10 protein-coding genes are annotated in these 16,927 nt (G+C 59.8%); 7 read left to right on the forward strand and 3 right to left on the reverse strand.

Annotated features, from left to right (window positions below):
* Positions 1-60: 60 nt before the first annotated feature.
* From AB4P91_RS11285 to treR, 3 genes are all read right to left on the reverse strand, one after another.
* Positions 61-3,180 (reverse strand): dermonecrotic toxin domain-containing protein, encoded by a 3,120-nt coding sequence (locus AB4P91_RS11285; protein WP_395604800.1) that lies wholly within the window; start codon positions 3,178-3,180, stop codon positions 61-63.
* Between the two features lie 126 nt (positions 3,181-3,306).
* Positions 3,307-6,384 carry a membrane-targeted effector domain-containing toxin gene (locus AB4P91_RS11290; protein WP_395604801.1) on the reverse strand — a complete coding sequence of 1,026 codons (3,078 nt, stop codon included), beginning with the start codon at positions 6,382-6,384 and terminating at the stop codon, positions 3,307-3,309.
* Between the two features lie 101 nt (positions 6,385-6,485).
* A complete protein-coding gene (gene treR / locus AB4P91_RS11295; protein WP_150592729.1) occupies positions 6,486-7,190 on the reverse strand; it encodes a trehalose operon repressor in 705 nt (234 codons plus the stop codon).
* A gap of 234 nt (positions 7,191-7,424) precedes the next feature.
* Between treR and treP the strand changes: the two genes are divergently transcribed.
* The 7 genes from treP to tadA all read left to right on the forward strand — a co-directional run bounded on the left by treP (position 7,425) and on the right by tadA (position 16,798).
* Positions 7,425-8,867, forward strand: a complete 1,443-nt coding sequence (treP, locus tag AB4P91_RS11300) for a PTS system trehalose-specific EIIBC component (RefSeq protein ID WP_395604802.1) — start codon at positions 7,425-7,427, stop codon at positions 8,865-8,867.
* Between the two features lie 58 nt (positions 8,868-8,925).
* On the forward strand, positions 8,926-10,572 hold the full coding sequence (treC, locus tag AB4P91_RS11305) for an alpha,alpha-phosphotrehalase (protein WP_395604803.1): 1,647 nt from the start codon (positions 8,926-8,928) through the stop codon (positions 10,570-10,572).
* Positions 10,573-10,678: 106 nt separating this feature from the next.
* Positions 10,679-11,902 (forward strand): maltoporin, encoded by a 1,224-nt coding sequence (locus tag AB4P91_RS11310; protein ID WP_395604804.1) that lies wholly within the window; start codon positions 10,679-10,681, stop codon positions 11,900-11,902.
* 62 nt (positions 11,903-11,964) lie between these two features.
* Positions 11,965-14,502: a phosphoenolpyruvate--protein phosphotransferase gene (gene ptsP, locus AB4P91_RS11315; protein ID WP_395604805.1), complete on the forward strand. Its 2,538-nt coding sequence runs from the start codon at positions 11,965-11,967 to the stop codon at positions 14,500-14,502.
* A 1-nt stretch (position 14,503) separates the two neighbouring features.
* Positions 14,504-14,794: a PTS glucose transporter subunit IIB gene (locus tag AB4P91_RS11320; protein WP_395604806.1), complete on the forward strand. Its 291-nt coding sequence runs from the start codon at positions 14,504-14,506 to the stop codon at positions 14,792-14,794.
* 127 nt (positions 14,795-14,921) lie between these two features.
* Positions 14,922-16,298: a multicopper oxidase family protein gene (locus tag AB4P91_RS11325; protein WP_395604807.1), complete on the forward strand. Its 1,377-nt coding sequence runs from the start codon at positions 14,922-14,924 to the stop codon at positions 16,296-16,298.
* Positions 16,298-16,798 (forward strand): tRNA adenosine(34) deaminase TadA, encoded by a 501-nt coding sequence (gene tadA / locus AB4P91_RS11330; RefSeq protein WP_395604808.1) that lies wholly within the window; start codon positions 16,298-16,300, stop codon positions 16,796-16,798. Before AB4P91_RS11325 ends, tadA begins: the two co-directional genes overlap by 1 nt.
* Positions 16,799-16,927 lie beyond the last annotated feature (129 nt).

The raw sequence follows: 16,927 nt of genomic DNA on the forward strand, positions 1-16,927 counted from the left end.
AAGTGACTGAAAACCCCTGGCCTCGGCCGGGGGTTTTTCGTTTCAGGTGCGCGAAAACGTTCAGAGGGGCAGGCGGCTTTGCAGTTTCAGCCCTATCTCCGTCAGGCGCTGGGAGAGTGCGGCGACATCAGGAAACAATACGCCACTGATCCGCGGCATGGCCTGGACCCAGACATACACCTGGCCGTCCACTGTCTGATTCACCGGGGTTCGGACAAGGTTGCCCGAGCTATTGCGGCGTATGAGGGTGTAAGTGTTCTGGGGCTTTTCCAGCAGGTACATGCCATTGCGATGCAGCAGCCGATCCAGCGTTTCCTCGGTCCAGGTCACGGGGGGCGCTTCGATTTGCAGGCGCAGGTCGGCGTAGAGATAGTCGAACGAGTCGCGTGTGCTTGCGCCATTGTCGAAGGGGCCGCGAGCGACCTTGATGCCGGGGTCGATGTCCACGCCAACCTCCTCTGACGGCAAGGCCTCTTCTATCCGCAACCCGATGCCGCCCCGCAGTTCGCTGATGCCGGGCAGGTTCCTGAAGTTATTGGTGTTCTGGGCATCGATCAGTGCGATCCATTTTCCGGGGCCGTTGAGCACATCATCCCCCCACATGATTTGCGACATCAGACTGGTGTGCATCATTTGCTCTTCAATCGAGGTGAGCGACACCTTCATTTTGTAGCTCGCCGCGCAATCGATCCCTTGCACCCGTATGCCATTGACTTGAGCCGTCCTGACCAGCTCGAGCATGTTGAACCTCCCGTTCGGATCGGTTCCGAGGCTGGTCAGGTAAAGGCGTAAATCTTCGGACATCTGCCCGCGGGTGTAGAAGTTGTTCAGATCGACCTGAGCGAAATCATTGAGCAGGCCACGCACATAGAGCGTCTTGGCATGTCGGGCAAGCGCGGGCATGTTTTCCATCATGAAGCGCATGCTGGTGATGCGATCAAGGGTTTCGCCAACGGCCAGGCCTTCGGCGTGTTCAAAGATGCCATCAATCAGTTCGCCGGTTGGCATGGTGCGGGTGATGGCAGGCTGTTTCGGCCGTACCGGCAGGTTGTTCCAGTCGAGCTCGGCGTAAAACTCCTTGGCCTCACTCAGAAGCTGTGTGCGTCGGTGGCTGAAATGGGTGGCATACACGTGGTCGACCGTTCCATTGCCGGCGGCGCCGGCGCCTGCATCGGCTGAATCGTCGGGCAGGTTCATGGCCCATTTTCTCAGGTTGAGCATGTCCGTACCGTACACGTCGTAGAGCGTACGCACGCGGCGCAGCGGGCGGGAAATTGTCGCGGGCGACAGGACCAGCGATTCGTCTGTCGTTGGCTCCAGTGAGGGGATCGACGTGCTCTCGTCGGGGCCACAGGTGCCCAGGCATTGCCCGCCGCCTTTGAGACGCAGCCCCGGCATGCGCTGCCAAGTGCCGTCGGCACTGAAGCGAACCGGCAAGGAATAGGCGAACTGGCTGGGTCGTTCCGGGTCGACGATTGCCCAGTTGCCAGTGCCCTCGGAGGCGTTGAAGTAACGCACGTAGTACGGTTTGCCATCGAGGCTGATGGCATACGCCGGCTCCGTGTCGAGGCGGTAAATGCCCTGAAACCTCCCCGGTTCGGTTTCGGCGTGGAGGTGTTCAAGCACGGCGTCACACTGATACCGGACAGGGATCCTCAGTGACGAAGACGTTGGCGGTGCAGTGGGGGCGAGCATCTCGCGAGTGGGCGAAGGGGTTGTGGCCTCATCCGACAGTCCGGTTGCCGTTTCGCCCGCGTCGGCGTCGGCTACGGCTTGCGGCGCATCGAGCGCTGGCAGAAATGGCTCGTTCGCCGCAGTGAACTCGATCAACCCGGCCATTTCCTCGGCCTCGGCAAATTCAACCTGCGGGCCCACTTCCAGCAGCGCACCGGAGCCGCTGAGGAACGGAACGTTGAGCAGCGTCTCGATACCGTCGAGCACCGCGCCCAGGGTGCCGACCCTGCGCTCGGCGGGAGTCCTGCCGTTAACGGCCAGGTCGATGTCCAGGCTCATGTTGGCGATGCCGGCGCCAATCACCGGTAATGCCAGCGGCCAACCCACGGCGGCCATCGGGGCGAAGACCTTCAGACCCGCGCTCAAATAACCCATCCACAGTTTTTTGCGCAGATCGCTGTTGGAGGTCAGCGCCAGACGGGCCTCGGTAAACATGGCGTTGCGGGTCGAATCGGTTAGCCAGGTGAACGGGTCAGCGTTGATAGCGACGCTGCTGCCATTGACCAGCCGATGATCGCTGCGACCCCAGGTGCTCACCAGGCGGTTCATCAGATCGGTCAGCTTTTCGTTCATCGCGTTGCGATCGGCCAGCGGGAACCGATTCAGGAAGGCTTTGCGCTTGCCTTCGGTGTTCATCTGTTCGAGCACCCACCAGTGCAGATCCGCGTCGTCCTCCATGACCCGCAAAGCTCGGGCTTCGCCGGGCAGATAGAGAATCTGCCGGCCACTGTCCTGCACCAGGCGCAGCGCATTGATCGCGACGTGTCCGTCAATTTCCAATGCACGTACTTCGCCGCTGGCCGCGTGGCTTGCCTGCAACATTGGCAGGGTGACGGGCCAGGTGATGGGGCCTGTCACCGCGTCGATCACGCGCTGGAAATCTGTCCCGTCAAGGTGGCCGTGCTTGAGTGCCTGCACCGCCAGGGCAAGAAAATTGCACTTGGCCAACGTGCGGAAGTCGTCCGCCGAGGCCTGCCAGAACGTCATCAGCTCCCCGGTGTAGCGCGTGCTGAAATCGATGTTCCAGAACTCATTCAACACATCACTGCCCAGCAATCGCACTTCATTGCTCTGATCGAAGCTCTCAGCCTCCGGCCCGTCGGAGTAGAAGCCGCAGTAGAGCGCCAGCAGGTCTGCATTGTCCTGATCGGTGGCGCGAAATCGCTGGATCACCAGTTGCGTGAGGGTCAACGACTCGTACGGTTTCTCCTGCGGGTGTTCCCAACCGGTGAACGTCAGGGCACTGCTCTGCGCGGTCCTGAATCGATGGAAGTAAATGTGGTCCGGATCGGCGTCCGACAGGCCTTTATCGGTCAGTAACTGAGTGGCGACGGCTCGGGCCGCATCCTGAAGGCCAGGACATACCAGCACGAGGGTTGTGGCGATTGCCTTGAGGCTGGCCTTGTCGGCCACGTTGGGCAACTGGCGGCGTTCGGGTGCGTTCATGCACTTGTCCATCCATGGGGGAAACGAAGATCGAGCATGAACGATTGGTTGAGGGCGCAGGCACTAACTATGTATTGCCCATCGCCCATGGCTTGCGCCATGGGTTTTGTCTGCCTGGAACGGGTGTCAGTCGGGCAGGCGGCTCTGCAGCGACAGGCCCATTGCGGTCAGGCGTTGGGACAGCTCCTTGAGGTTGGCGAAGCGGATGTCGTTGACCCTTGGCCAGCCAGGGCGATGCAGGGAAACGCCACCCTCGGCCAGTTGTGTCACGTGTGTGCGCACGAGCACGTCTTGCTTGCTGCGGTGCAGCAAAGTGCAGGTGCCGTTGATCTTTGTGAAGATGAACATGCCACGTCGATGTAACAGATTTTCCAGACTGTCCTCAGTCCAGATCACGGTCCCTGCCGGCATTCTCAGGCGCAGATCGGCGCGAAGTACGTCGTTATTGATGGGGGCTGCAGCTTCATCGGAAAGCGCCCCCTGATGCACTTCCACGCCCGGATCGACATCGACCGCCATGGGCTCTCCCATACCCGCTTCCTCAATGCGCAGACCGATGCCGCCCTTGATTTCGCTGAGACCGTCCAGGCCCCTGAACGTGTTGGTGTTCTGCGCGCCGGTCAGCACCATCCATTTTCCAGGGCTGTTGATGTAGGCGTCACTTCTCATGACGTTATTGGCCAGAAACGTGCCAATCATTTGCTCGTCGTAGGGCGAGGACGGCGACTTCATCTTGTAGCTCGCCGCGCAATCGATGCCCTGCACCCGCACGCCGTTTTCCCTGGCCACCCTGACCAGTTCCAGAGCATTGAAGCGTCCCGTCGGATCGGTGCCCAGACTAGTCAGATAGGTTCGCAGGTCCGCCGACAGGTTGCCGCTGATGAAGTAGCGGTTCAGGTCCACTTGCGCGAAGTCACTGAGTACGCCGCGCATATAAAGGGTTTTGGCATGGCGGGCCAGTGCCGGCATGTTTTCGATCATGAAACGCATGCTGGCGATACGGTCGAGGGTTTCGCCCACCACCAGGCCGTGTGCCGATTCAAAGAGGTGGTCGGCCAGTTCGGCGATCGACATCTGTGGACTGACGGTGATTGCCGGGCGCGCAGGCGAGGTGATCCATGGAAGTTCGTTGAAGAATTGTCTCGCCGCGACCTGCAGCGATTTGAGCCTGCCTGCAGCATATCGCTCGAAAGGATCCTCCATACCTAAGGCACCGTCGGCGGCGGGTGTCAGTTCTGCGTGGGTTTCATTCAGATTCAGCGCCCAGGCTTTTATAGAACGGCGCACTGTGGGGTCGATATCGTAGGCCGAGGGCACAATCTGCAACCGGCGTGTTCGCGGAGTTTGGGGTTCGACCTGCGGTGGCGGCGAGGCGCTTTCCGTGGTTTCGGTGGTCTCGGCGCTATCGAGCTCGATAGTGGGGGCGCAGGGTTTGCCCATGCATTGGCCACCGCCCCGGAGTCGCAGGGCTGGCATGCGCTCCCATGAGCCTTCGGCGTTCAAGCGGACCGGTAGGGAATGGACAAACTGGTTGGGCCGCTGCGGGTCAACGATCGCCCAGTAACCTCCCTCGCTCGAATCGCCGAAATAGCGCACGTAGTACGGGTTGTCGTTCATCAGGATGGCGAAAGGTGGATCGCCGTCGAGTCGAAAAATGTTCTGAAATTGTCCCGAAGCATTGTCTGCGTACAGTCCGTCGAGCAGCTCATTGCACAGGTATTTGTCCGGGATCGGTGGGGGTACTGCATGCTCTGCCGGCGTCAATCCGGGGACTTCCAGCGCTGGCTCGATGAGGTCTGGCGCCTCGACGACGCCACTTTGCGGCGGATCCAGTGCCGAATCGGAGCCGCTGAGGTCGGCCATTTCCGCGGCTTCAGAGGCCTCCACCTGAACGCCAGTTTCCAGCATCGCGCCAGAGCCCTTGAGAAAAGGGATATTGAACAGCGCGTCGATGCCGCTTATCACCGCCCCCAGTACCCCGGCCTTGCGATCACTGGCGGTTTTGCCATTGACCGCCTGGTCGATATTCAGGCCCATGCTGGCGATGCTGGCGCCAATCACTGGCAGAGCGACCGGCCAGCCTGCAGCGGCCATCGGACCAAATACCTTGAGGCCGGCGCTCAGGTAGCCGATCCAGAGTTTTTTGCGCAAGTCACCGTTTGACGTCAGGGACAGCCTGGCTTCGGCAAACATTGCGGTGCGCGTCGACTCGCCCAGCCACCGGAATGCGTCACCGCTGATCGCGTGGTCCTGCTGATTGATCAGGTGATGATCGGCGCGGCCCCAGGTGCCGACCAGTTGGTTCATCAAGTGGGTGAGACCCTCGGTAAACTGCTGCCGATCTGCCAGTGTGAAGTGGCTGAGCAGCGCTTCTCGCCGGGAGGCCTCGTTCATCTGTTCGAGTACCCACCAGTGCATGTCAGCCGGAGTCTCCATAAGGACAAACGCTGGCGCTGCCCCCGGTAGATAAAGGATCTGCCGGCCGTCAGGAGCCACGATGCGCAGGAGATTGCTGGCGACATGCCCGGCGATATCGAAGGCGCGCACATCACTGGAGGCATCGTGAGGTGATTGCAACATGGCCAGCGTCACTGGCCAGGTGACAGGCCCGATAACCGCGCCGACGATCCACTGAAAATCACTGCCACTCAGTTGTTTGAGTTCAAGTGCCTGCACTGCAAGGTTGAGAAAATTGCACTTGGCCAAGGTGCGAAAATCATCCGCGTGCCTGTTCCAGAAGGCGGTCAACTTTTCCTCGTAGCGCGAGCTGAAATCTATATTCCAGAAGTCTTCGAGCACCTCGTTGCCATGCAGGCGCACTTCATTGCGGTGGTCGAAGTACTCCGCCTCGGGCCCGCCGGTATAGAAACCGTCATAGAGGTCCAGCAGGTCGGCATTGTCCTGATCGGTTGCGCGAAAGCGATGAATCATCAATTGGGTGAGGGTCAGTGATTCGTAGGGTTTTTCGCCGGTGTGCTCCCAGCCGGTAAACGACTGGCTACTGCTCTGCGCAGTGTTGAAGCGGTGAAAATAAACCCGATCCGGGTCGACGTCTGGAATGCCCTTGCGCACCAGCAATTCGCTGGCGATTTGATGCGCCGTGTCATACAGGCCCGGACACGTTTGCACGACGGCCGCGGCAATGATTTTAAGGGTGTTTTTGTCCGCCGTATTCGGCAGTAGACGTTGTTCAACAGCGTTCATGCTTTCACCTTCCTTGAGAAACGGACGCCGAGCATGGGCGATTATCTCAAGAGAGGTGCACTACCTGTGTACCACACACCGCTGTGCGTAACGTGTGCGGGTCAGCGCCGTGCCACGTCGGAGAAGTAAAACTTGTCGAGGGTATGCCGCGATTCGGTGTACTCGAACTGACGGCCGTCCTGAAGGAATGTCTGGTTGCTGACGACGATCACGTGGCTCTGGCCGTCGAGATCCAGATGCATGAGATCGTCCTTGCTGCGCGGCCGCGCTTCGATGGTGCGTTGGGCATAGGCAATCTGTAGCTGCAGAGTCTGTTCGATATAGGCATAGATCGACTGCTCGGCGATATCCGGCGACAGGCCGGGAATCACCGTGCTGATGAAATGGTTGATGTCGAGAATGACCCGCTTGCCGTCGATGCGCCGCACACGTTTGACGCGCGTAATCAGGCTGCCGGGCTCAGCATTGATGTGCTCGAGCAGCGTACCTTCAAGGGGAATCTGCGTCAGCTCGACAACCTCGGTGCTGACGTTGTCGCCAAGCCGCGGGTAGGTTTCCTGGAAACTGACAATGCCACCGAGCTGAAACTCGATCGGGTTGGTCGATAGTACAAAGGTGCCTTTGCCATGGATTTTCTGGGCAAAGCCGCGCTCTTGAAGCTGCTCAATGGCCTTGCGCACAGTGCCGCGACTAGCCTCATAGCTGTCCATCAGTTCAGTCTCTGAAGGCAGGCGGGCGCCGCGTTCCAGGCGTTTGGTCGTGATACTGGCCAGCAGATCGCTATAGATCTGGTTGTATTTGCTCATGGTAAGGCTCTGTGCCGGCTCTGCTCAAAGCTTTGAACCTTAAGGGTAGGGTAGGGCTTTGTCCATGTGAGGAGTGGAATCAACTGAAGTCGCGGTAGGACATTTCTTTGCTTGTCTGGCAAAAACAAACAAAAACAAACTCGTCTGTACGAGTTGTTGCAATAACTCGTACAGACGAGTACTTTCCGTTTCCACGTGCTGCCAATAACAACAATCCACAGCGGAAGAACTAGCATGAGCCACGACTATCCGAACATCGTCAATGCGCTGCTGCAAAGCCTTGGCGGTCGCGAGAACATCGAACAGGCCGCGCACTGCGTCACGCGCCTGCGCCTGGCCTTGAAGAATCCAGCCCTGGTCAACAGCGCCTCGCTCAACCAGATCGATCTGGTCAAAGGCTCGTTCTTCACCGGCGGTCTGTATCAGGTGGTGATCGGTCCCGGAGAAGTGGAAAAGGTCTACGCCGAATTGCGCCGCCAGACCGGTCTCGCGGCGTCGACCATTGCCGACGTCAAACACAAAAGCGCCGAGAAGATCAACGCCATGCAGCGTCTGGTGCGGGTGTTTTCCGACGTGTTCATGCCAATTCTGCCGGCGCTGATCGTTGCCGGTTTGCTGATGGGTATCAACAACCTGATCGGCGCCAAAGGCATGTTTATCGAAGGTCAGACCCTGCTGGATGCCTACCCCAAACTCGAGGGGCTGTGGAGCCTGATCAACCTGATGGCCAACACCGCGTTCGTGTTCTTGCCGGCATTGGTAGGATGGTCGGCGGCCAAGCGCTTTGGCGGCAGTGAGATTCTCGGCATCGTACTTGGCCTGATGCTGGTTCACCCGGATCTGCTCAACGCCTGGAACTATGGCAAGGCGGTGGCCGGTCTGGACGGTCAGCAGATGCCGTACTTCGACATCCTCGGGTTGTTCCAGGTAGAGAAGGTCGGTTATCAGGGGCAGATCCTGCCGATATTGCTGGCCGCTTACGTGATGAGCGTCATCGAAAAATGGTTGCGGGCACGCGTGCCCAACGCAGTGCAATTGCTGGTGGTGCCCATCACCACGATTGTCGTCACGGGCGTTCTGGCGCTGGCGGTGATCGGGCCTGTAACCCGTCATATCGGCATCTACATCACCGAGGGCGTGGTCATGCTGTTCGACCTGGCGCCGATGGTCGGTGGGGCGATTTTCGGACTGCTGTATGCGCCACTGGTGATCACCGGAATGCACCACATGTTCCTCGCAGTCGATCTGCAACTGATCTCGACTCAGGGCGGCACGTTCATCTGGCCGATGATCGTCATGTCCAACCTCGCACAAGGCAGCGCTGCGTTGGCGGTGTTCTACATGACACGCAATGCGCGCGACAAAAGCATGGCGTCGACCTCAGCGATTTCCGCGTATTTCGGTATCACCGAACCCGCCATGTTCGGGGTCAATCTGCGTTACAAATTTCCGTTCTACGCCGCGCTGACCGGCTCGGCGCTGGGCTGCATCTTCCTGTCGATTAACAAGATTCAAGCCTCGGCCATCGGTGTCGGCGGCTTGCCCGGGTTTATCTCGATCATTCCGCAGTTCATTCCGATGTTCGTGATCGGGATGATCATCGCCATGGTTGTGCCTTTTGTTTTGACCTGTGCGCTGAGCATGAAAATTGTCCGCCCCGGCTATCGGGTTGCCTGATATCGGCAGGGGCTGTCGCAGGGTTTGCCGGTTTTAAAAATCAAGAAGGAAATGTGCCATGCAAGACTGGCAGCGTTCGGTTATCTACCAGATCTACCCGAAGAGTTTTCACAGCCATGCCGGCAACCCGACAGGTGATTTGCTCGGCGTCGTGGCCAAGCTTGATTACCTGCAATGGCTGGGTGTCGATTGCTTGTGGATCACGCCATTCCTGCGCTCGCCGCAACGTGACAACGGCTATGACATCAGCGACTACTACGCGATTGATCCCAGTTACGGCAGCATGGCCGACTGCGAGTTGCTGATCGCCGAGGCAGGCAAGCGCGGGATCAGGTTGATGCTCGACATTGTGGTCAACCACACCTCGATCGAGCATGTGTGGTTTCAGCAGGCGCGCAGCAGCCTCGATAATCCCTACCGCGACTTTTATATATGGCGCGATCAGCCGAACAATTGGCAGTCCAAGTTTGGCGGTTCGGCCTGGGAGTACGAGGCCCAGACCGGTCAGTACTATCTGCACCTGTTCGACCATACCCAGGCTGACCTGAATTGGGACAACCCCAAGGTGCGCGCCGAAGTCTTCAAAATGATGCGCTTCTGGCGGGACAAGGGCGTGGGTGGTTTCCGGCTGGACGTGATCAACCTGATCTCCAAGCCTGCGGATTTTGCCGAGGACAACAGCGACGGCCGGCGCTTTTACACCGACGGGCCGAACGTCCATGAGTACTTGCAGCAGATGCACCGTGAGGTCTTCGCCGGCCACGACCTGATCAACGTCGGCGAGATGTCATCCACCAGCCTCGAGCACTGCATTCGTTATTCCAATCCGCAGTCGCAAGAGCTGTCGATGACGTTCAACTTTCATCATCTGAAAGTCGATTATCCAAACCTGGAAAAGTGGGTTCGTGCCGATTTCGATTTCCTCCAGCTCAAGCAGATTCTGTCCGACTGGCAGACCGGCATGCAGGCCGGTGGCGGCTGGAACGCGCTGTTCTGGTGTAACCACGATCAGCCTCGGGTGGTCTCGCGGTTCGGCCATGACGGCGAATATCGTGAGCTCTCGGCGAAAATGCTCGGTACGGCGCTGCACTTGTTGCAGGGCACGCCGTTCGTGTACCAGGGCGAAGAACTGGGCATGACCAATCCGGGTTTCGAGCGTATCGATCAGTACCGGGATGTCGAGACGCTGAACATCTTTCGGCTCAAGCGTGAAGCAGGCACCAGCGACTTCGACAACATGGCGGCGATCATGCAGAAGTCCCGTGACAACGGGCGTACGCCGATGCACTGGAACGCGGAACAGCATGCGGGTTTCAGCCGCGTCGAACCGTGGATCGGGGTGCCGGCAAACGCATCGCAAATCAACGTTGCCCATCAGCTCGATGACGCGCAATCCGTCCTGCATCATTACCGTCGTCTGATCACGTTGAGGCGTACAGAGGCGCTCATCACCGAGGGCGTCTATCGACAGCTGTTGCCCGAGCACCCACAAGTCTGGGCTTACCTGCGTGAAGGCGTGGGCGAACGTCTGCTGATCGTGAACAACTTCTACGCGACACCGTGTGAAATCGAACTGCCGATAGAGATCGATGAGACGCAGAACCAGCGACTACTGATCAGTAATTACCCGGACTGTCCGCCACGCAATCGACAGGTGAGTTTGCGACCTTATGAATCGTTCGTCCTGCACCTGATCGATCCCTGATCCCTAACTAGAAAACCAACATTTGAAAAAACACGCAGAGCACTGCGCGGGGGAGTTTTGCGCGCCGAATTCATGGAAACACACAATAAAAATAATGGGGTGGCTTATGAAAACAACAATTAATCGCAGCCTTGCAGTCGCAGGTTTCTGCCTCGCGTTACCACAGACATCACAAGCGCTGGAGTTCGGCGGTTACTTGCGCAGTGGGATTGGCAACGCGACCAAGGGCGGTAGCCAATCGTGTTTCCAGTTGCCGGGGGCGCAGACCAAATACCGCTTGGGCAACGAATGCGAGCAGTACGGCGAGCTTGAGTTGCGCCAGGATTTGTACACCCTCGACGATGGCTCGGTACTCAGCGTCGATGGCATGGTCTCGCTGTACAACCGCTACAACCAAAGCCTCACGTTCAAGGAAGACAACGGCTCGGTGCGTCTGCCGCAGGCCTATGCACAGTGGTCGAACATGCCCGCGCTCAATGGCGGTTCGCTCTGGGCCGGTCGCCGCTACTACAAACGTAATGACATCCATATTTCCGATTTCTACTACTGGAACCAGAGCGCTACCGGTGGCGGGATCGAGGACGTGCTGATCGGCGATCTGAAATACAGCTACGCCTTTTCGCGCAAGGACAACCTCTATCAGAAGGACTACATCAACCGGCACGACTTCAACGTCGCCGGGTTCGCCACCAATCCCGGCGGCGAGCTTGAGTTTGGCTTGAGCTACATCGACAAACCCGACAGCCGCGATGCGCATCGCGGCTGGGCGATCACCACGCAGCATGTGCAGAAGGACTTTCTCGGTGGCAAAAACAAACTGGCCTTCCAGTACGGCGAAGGGCCTGGCACCGGGTTGGGTTATACCGGTAACGTCAAACTGGACGACAGCAATAAAAGTTATCGGATTGTCGAGTTTTTCGACTGGCAACTGACGCCGCGTTTTGGCGGGCAAATCGAGGCGGTGTATCAAAAAGACATTCGCCCGGACGGCGCTGACCAGAACTGGCTATCGCTGGGCGTGCGTCCGACCTATGCGCTTACCGAACAATTCAAACTGGTCACCGAACTGGGCCATGATCAAGTCGAGGCACCGGGCGGCACGCGCAAATTGAGCAAGTTCACCGTTGCGCCGACATGGTCGCCCAAGGGCCCGGAATTCTGGGCGCGCCCCGAGGTGCGTTTGTACTACACCTATGCCAGTTGGAACGAGGCAGCCAAACGCGCGGCCAACGAACTGGCCCAAGGGTCGGCGCTGTCCGATACCGGCGCTTTCGGTACCGCTCGCCACGGAGCGAACGTTGGATTGCAGGTCGAATACTGGTGGAAATAAGCGATGCTGGTGGGGCGGCGCGCTCCACGGGTACTTCCAAGAACAAAACCGCAGGTGACATCATGGCCACACCCCAACAATTGCAACTGCTGGCGCCTTTGTCCGGCGTGCTGATCCCAATGGATCAAGTGCCCGACCCGGTGTTTGCCAATCGCGTGATCGGCGACGGCCTGTGCATCGACCCGACTTCATCTGCCTTGTGCGCTCCGCTGGCCGGGGTGATCAGCAACGTGCAGGCCAGCGGGCATGCCGTGAGCATCACCGGTGACCATGGCGTTCAGGTGTTGCTGCACATCGGTCTGGATACGGTGAATCTGGGCGGTCAGGGCTTCACCCGCCTGGTTGAAGAAGGTCAGCGGGTGGTGGCTGGCGAAACGCTGATCGAGTTCGATGCCGATTACATCGCCCTGCACGCGCGCAGTCTGCTGACCCTGATGCTGGTGGTCAGCGGTGAGCCATTCACCTGGACGGCCGCGCAGACGGGGCTGGTCGAAACCGGTCAGCCTCTGCTGAGTCTCAGCGGTGCGCATGCCATTGGCGAAGAACAGCGCGCGCCAACAGGCGAAGTGATTTTCTCAGATGTGCTGAAACTGCCCAATCCCAACGGTCTGCATGCGCGTCCGGCGGCGGTGTTCGCACAAGCGGCGAAGGTTTTTTCGGCAAAGATCTATCTGCATAAACAGCAGGCCGAAGCCAACGCCAAGTCACTGGTGGCAATCATGGCGTTGCAGACCGCTTTGGGTGACAGCGTGCAAGTGAGCGCCGTGGGCGAAGACGCGCAAGCAGCAATCAGCACACTGTCGCGGTTGCTCGCCGAGGGGTGCGGGGAATCGGTCACGCCGTTGCCTGTGTCGCAGCCTTCCGAGAGCATCGAACCTGAGGTGCTGACGGTTCTGCGTGGAGTCTGTGCATCGCCCGGTTCGGCAGTGGGCCAGGTCATGCAGATCACTGAGCCAAGCCTCGACATAAAAGAGACCGGCGCCGGGGTGATAACGGAACAGAAGGCGCTGACGAACGCGCTGATCGAGGCGCAAATGGCGTTGCAGCACTTGCGCGACACGGCGGGAGGAAGCGCTCAGGAGGACATCTTCAAGGCTCATCAGGAACTGCTCGATGACCCGAGCCTGCTCGATCAGGCCCAAGCGTTGATTGCCGAGGGCAAAAGCGCGGCGTTTGCCTGGCGTACTGCAACCGAGTCGACCGCGGCGCTGTTTCGGCAATCGGCCAGTCCGTTGCTGGTTGAGCGTGCGGCAGACCTGGGGGACGTCTGCTTGCGAGTCCTCAAGTTGATTCTCGGCCTGCAGGACCCGGTCCTGACATTGCCGCACGGGACGATCCTGATCGCCGATCAACTGACGCCGTCACAGACGGCGGGGCTCGATGTGACAAAGGTGCTTGGCATCGTCACGGTCGGTGGTGGCGCCACCAGTCATGTCGCCATTCTTGCGCGGGCCTTTGCCCTGCCGGCAATTTGCGGGGTGCCGGCGCAGGTACTGGCGTTGGCGAACGGCAGCGCGGTGCTGCTCGATGCCGACAAGGGCGAACTGCAACTCAATCCCGATCCGCTCGCCATCGAGCAATTGCAGGCCAGACTCGAGCTACAACGCCTGCGTCATCAACATGACCACGCCCAGGCAACGCTGGCCGCCTGCACCCGCGACGGGCACTTTATCGAGGTGACAGCCAACGTCTCCTCCCTGAGTGAAACCGAGCAGGCGATGGGCCTGGGCGGTGCCGGCGTCGGGCTTTTGCGCTCCGAATTTCTTTATCTGGATCGCAACCACGCGCCCACTTTCGACGAACAAGTCTCGACCTACAGCGCCATCGCCCAGGCCGTGGGGCCGTCGCACAATCTGGTGGTGCGCACGTTGGATGTTGGCGGCGACAAACCATTGGCCTACGTGCCGATGGACAGCGAAACCAATCCGTTCCTAGGACTGCGCGGGATTCGGCTGTGTCTGGAGCGCCCGCAACTGTTGCGTGAGCAGTTCCGGGCGATCCTTGGCAGTGTCGGTCTGACGCGCCTGCACATCATGTTGCCGATGGTCACGCAAATCTCGGAGCTGCATCTGGCCCGGCACATGCTGGAGGAGGAAGCGCAGGCACTGAACCTGGTCGAACGGCCGAAACTGGGGATCATGATCGAAGTGCCGGCGGCGGCACTGATGGCCGATGTGTTTGCGCCCTACGTGGATTTCTTCTCGATTGGCACCAACGATCTGACGCAATACACCCTGGCGATGGATCGCGATCATCCTCGCCTGGCCAGTCAGGCCGACAGTTTCCACCCCTCGGTGTTGCGCCTGATTGCCATGACCGTCAAAGGCGCGCACGCCCATGGCAAATGGGTCGGCGTTTGTGGCGCGATGGCCTCGGAACGTCTGGCCGTGCCGCTGTTGCTGGGGCTCGGCGTGGATGAGTTGTCGGTCAGCGTGCCGCAGATTCCGGCGATCAAAGCGGCAGTGCGTGAGGTGGACCTGCTCGACTGCAAGGCCATCGCCGAACAGGTACAGGGGCTGGAGAGCGCTGAGGAAGTGCGCGAAGCACTGCGGCTGTATCACGAGGCAACGGTCGATACTTCACTGGTTCTGGAGAACTGACATGTTCAATAAATTGCAGCAGGCGTTCTGGAAGGCCCTGACCCCGGATCTGGTGCCGGACGAGCCGAAAATGCCGGTCGAACCTGCCGAGGGGTTAAGCGCAGACATCGTTGCGGCGTTGGGTGGAGGGGATAACCTCAAATCGCAGCAACCGGTGGCGTTGACCCGGGTGCGGGTGGTGTTGCGTGAGGTGTCGCGCATGGACCGTCAGGCATTGAGCGACGCCGGTGTCGCGGGCGTCATGCCCCTGGAGGATGGGGTGGTGCACTTGATTACCGGCTTGCGGCCTTAAGTCCGCCTTAAGTCTGAAGGGATGTGCGGCCTCAGGTCACCCTTACTGTTTCTCAAGCGCAGGTGTATCGTATTCGCCTTTTACGGGCCTTCAGGGCCTGTCGCTGATACGTGAGGTAGTTGAGTTCATGTCCTTTACCCGTCGCCAAATCCTCGGTGGCCTGGCCGGTCTTGTTGTCGTAGGCGTTGGAGCGGGGGGCGCGTCGCGTTACTGGCTGGGCAAGATGGCTGACGCCGAGGCGGGCCACGACTACGAGCTGATCGCCGCGCCCCTGGATGTGGAACTGGTGCCGGGGCACAAGACCGAGGCTTGGGCGTTCGGCCCGTCGGCACCGGGCACCGAGTTGCGGGTGCGTCAGGGCGAATGGCTGCGGGTGCGCTTCATCAACCATCTGCCGGTGGCGACCACCATCCACTGGCACGGCATTCGCCTGCCGCTGGAAATGGACGGCGTGCCGTACGTGTCGCAATTGCCGGTGCTGCCGGGCGAATACTTCGACTACAAATTCCGCGTGCCGGACGCCGGCAGCTACTGGTATCACCCGCATGTCAGCAGCAGCGAAGAACTGGGGCGCGGACTGGTTGGGCCGCTGATCATCGAAGAGCGCGAGCCGACCGGTTTCAACTACGAAAAGACCCTGAGCCTGAAGAACTGGCACATCGACGATGAAGGCAATTTCGTCGAATTCAGCATCCCTCGTGAAGCCGCGCGCGGTGGTACGGCGGGGCGTTTGTCGACCATCAACGGCGTGCCGTTGCCGGTGATCGACCTGCCGGCCGGGCAGATCACCCGCGTGCGTTTGCTCAATCTCGATAACACCCTGACTTACCGCATCAACATTCCTGGTGTTGAGGCAAAAATCTACGCGCTGGACGGCAATCCGGTTGAGCCGCGCCCGCTGGGCAAGGAATACTGGCTCGGCCCCGGCATGCGTATTTGCCTGGCGATCAAGGCACCGGCGGCAGGCGAAGAATTGTCGCTGCGCAACGGCCCGGTGCGTCTGGGCACTCTGCGCTCGGTGGCCAGCACGGACGCGCCGCCCGAGTGGCCGCCGGCACTGCCCGCTAACCCGGTGGCCGAACCGGACCTGGCCAATGCCGAGAAACTCAACTTCAATTTCGAATGGGTCGGTTCGGTGTCGGTCAACGTCGACAACGGCAAGCCGCCGAGTCTGTGGCAGATCAACGGCAAGGCCTGGGACATCACCGACAAGACGTGCGCTGACCGGCCGATTGCCAGTCTCAAACTGGGCCAGAGCTATATTTTCGAACTGAAGAACATGACCCAGTATCAGCACCCGATTCACCTGCACGGCATGAGCTTCAAGGTGATTGCGTCGAACCGGCACAAGGTCATCCCGTACTTCACCGACACCTATCTGCTGGGCAAGAACGAGCGCGCGCAAGTGGCGCTGGTGGCGGATAACCCGGGGGTATGGATGTTTCATTGCCACGTGATCGACCACATGGAAACCGGCCTGATGGCCGCCATTGAGGTGAAGTGATGCGCCAGATTCGCCCCACAGCGATCATCGACCGCAGCCGTGACCGCGACTTCATGCGTGAAGCGCTTGCCCTTGCAGCGCAAGGCGCAGCGCTCGGCGAAGTGCCAGTGGGCGCGGTGCTGGTGCAGGATGGCGAGATCATCGGTCGTGGCTTCAACTGCCCGATCAGTGCCAGCGACCCGAGCGCTCACGCCGAAATGGTCGCGATCCGCGCTGCGGCGCAGGCGGTGGATAACTATCGCCTGCCCGGCAGCACGCTGTACGTGACGCTGGAGCCGTGCAGCATGTGCGCCGGTTTGATCGTGCATTCAAGGGTGGCGCGGGTGGTATATGGCGCGCTGGAGCCAAAAGCCGGGATCGTGCAAAGCCAGGGGCAGTTTTTCACCCAGGGTTTTTTGAACCACCGGGTGTTGTATGAGGGCGGTGTGTTGGCAGAGGAGTGCGGGGCGGTGTTGACCGAGTTCTTCAGAGCCCGCCGAGCCAAAAGCCCCTCACCCTAACCCTCTCCCAGAGGGAGAGGGGACTGACCGAGGTGATTGGCAGAGGTGCGGCAACCGGGATATCGAGTTGAACTCGGATCCTGAAACGCCCAAAGATCGGCTCCCTCTCCCTGGGGAGAGGGCTGGGGT

Source organism: Pseudomonas sp. B21128 (assembly GCF_044218865.1).
In the GTDB taxonomy this organism is placed as follows: domain Bacteria; phylum Pseudomonadota; class Gammaproteobacteria; order Pseudomonadales; family Pseudomonadaceae; genus Aquipseudomonas; species Aquipseudomonas iridis.

Excerpts from the sequence above, each read along its gene's own strand:
- AB4P91_RS11285 (WP_395604800.1), bottom strand. The coding sequence starts at position 3,180 with ATGAACGCACCCGAACGCCGCCAGTTGCCCAACGTGGCCGACAAGGCC.
- AB4P91_RS11290 (WP_395604801.1), bottom strand. The coding sequence starts at position 6,384 with ATGAACGCTGTTGAACAACGTCTACTGCCGAATACGGCGGACAAAAAC.
- treR (WP_150592729.1), bottom strand. The coding sequence starts at position 7,190 with ATGAGCAAATACAACCAGATCTATAGCGATCTGCTGGCCAGTATCACG.
- treP (WP_395604802.1), top strand. The coding sequence starts at position 7,425 with ATGAGCCACGACTATCCGAACATCGTCAATGCGCTGCTGCAAAGCCTT.
- treC (WP_395604803.1), top strand. The coding sequence starts at position 8,926 with ATGCAAGACTGGCAGCGTTCGGTTATCTACCAGATCTACCCGAAGAGT.
- AB4P91_RS11310 (WP_395604804.1), top strand. The coding sequence starts at position 10,679 with ATGAAAACAACAATTAATCGCAGCCTTGCAGTCGCAGGTTTCTGCCTC.
- ptsP (WP_395604805.1), top strand. The coding sequence starts at position 11,965 with ATGGCCACACCCCAACAATTGCAACTGCTGGCGCCTTTGTCCGGCGTG.
- AB4P91_RS11320 (WP_395604806.1), top strand. The coding sequence starts at position 14,504 with ATGTTCAATAAATTGCAGCAGGCGTTCTGGAAGGCCCTGACCCCGGAT.
- AB4P91_RS11325 (WP_395604807.1), top strand. The coding sequence starts at position 14,922 with ATGTCCTTTACCCGTCGCCAAATCCTCGGTGGCCTGGCCGGTCTTGTT.
- tadA (WP_395604808.1), top strand. The coding sequence starts at position 16,298 with ATGCGCCAGATTCGCCCCACAGCGATCATCGACCGCAGCCGTGACCGC.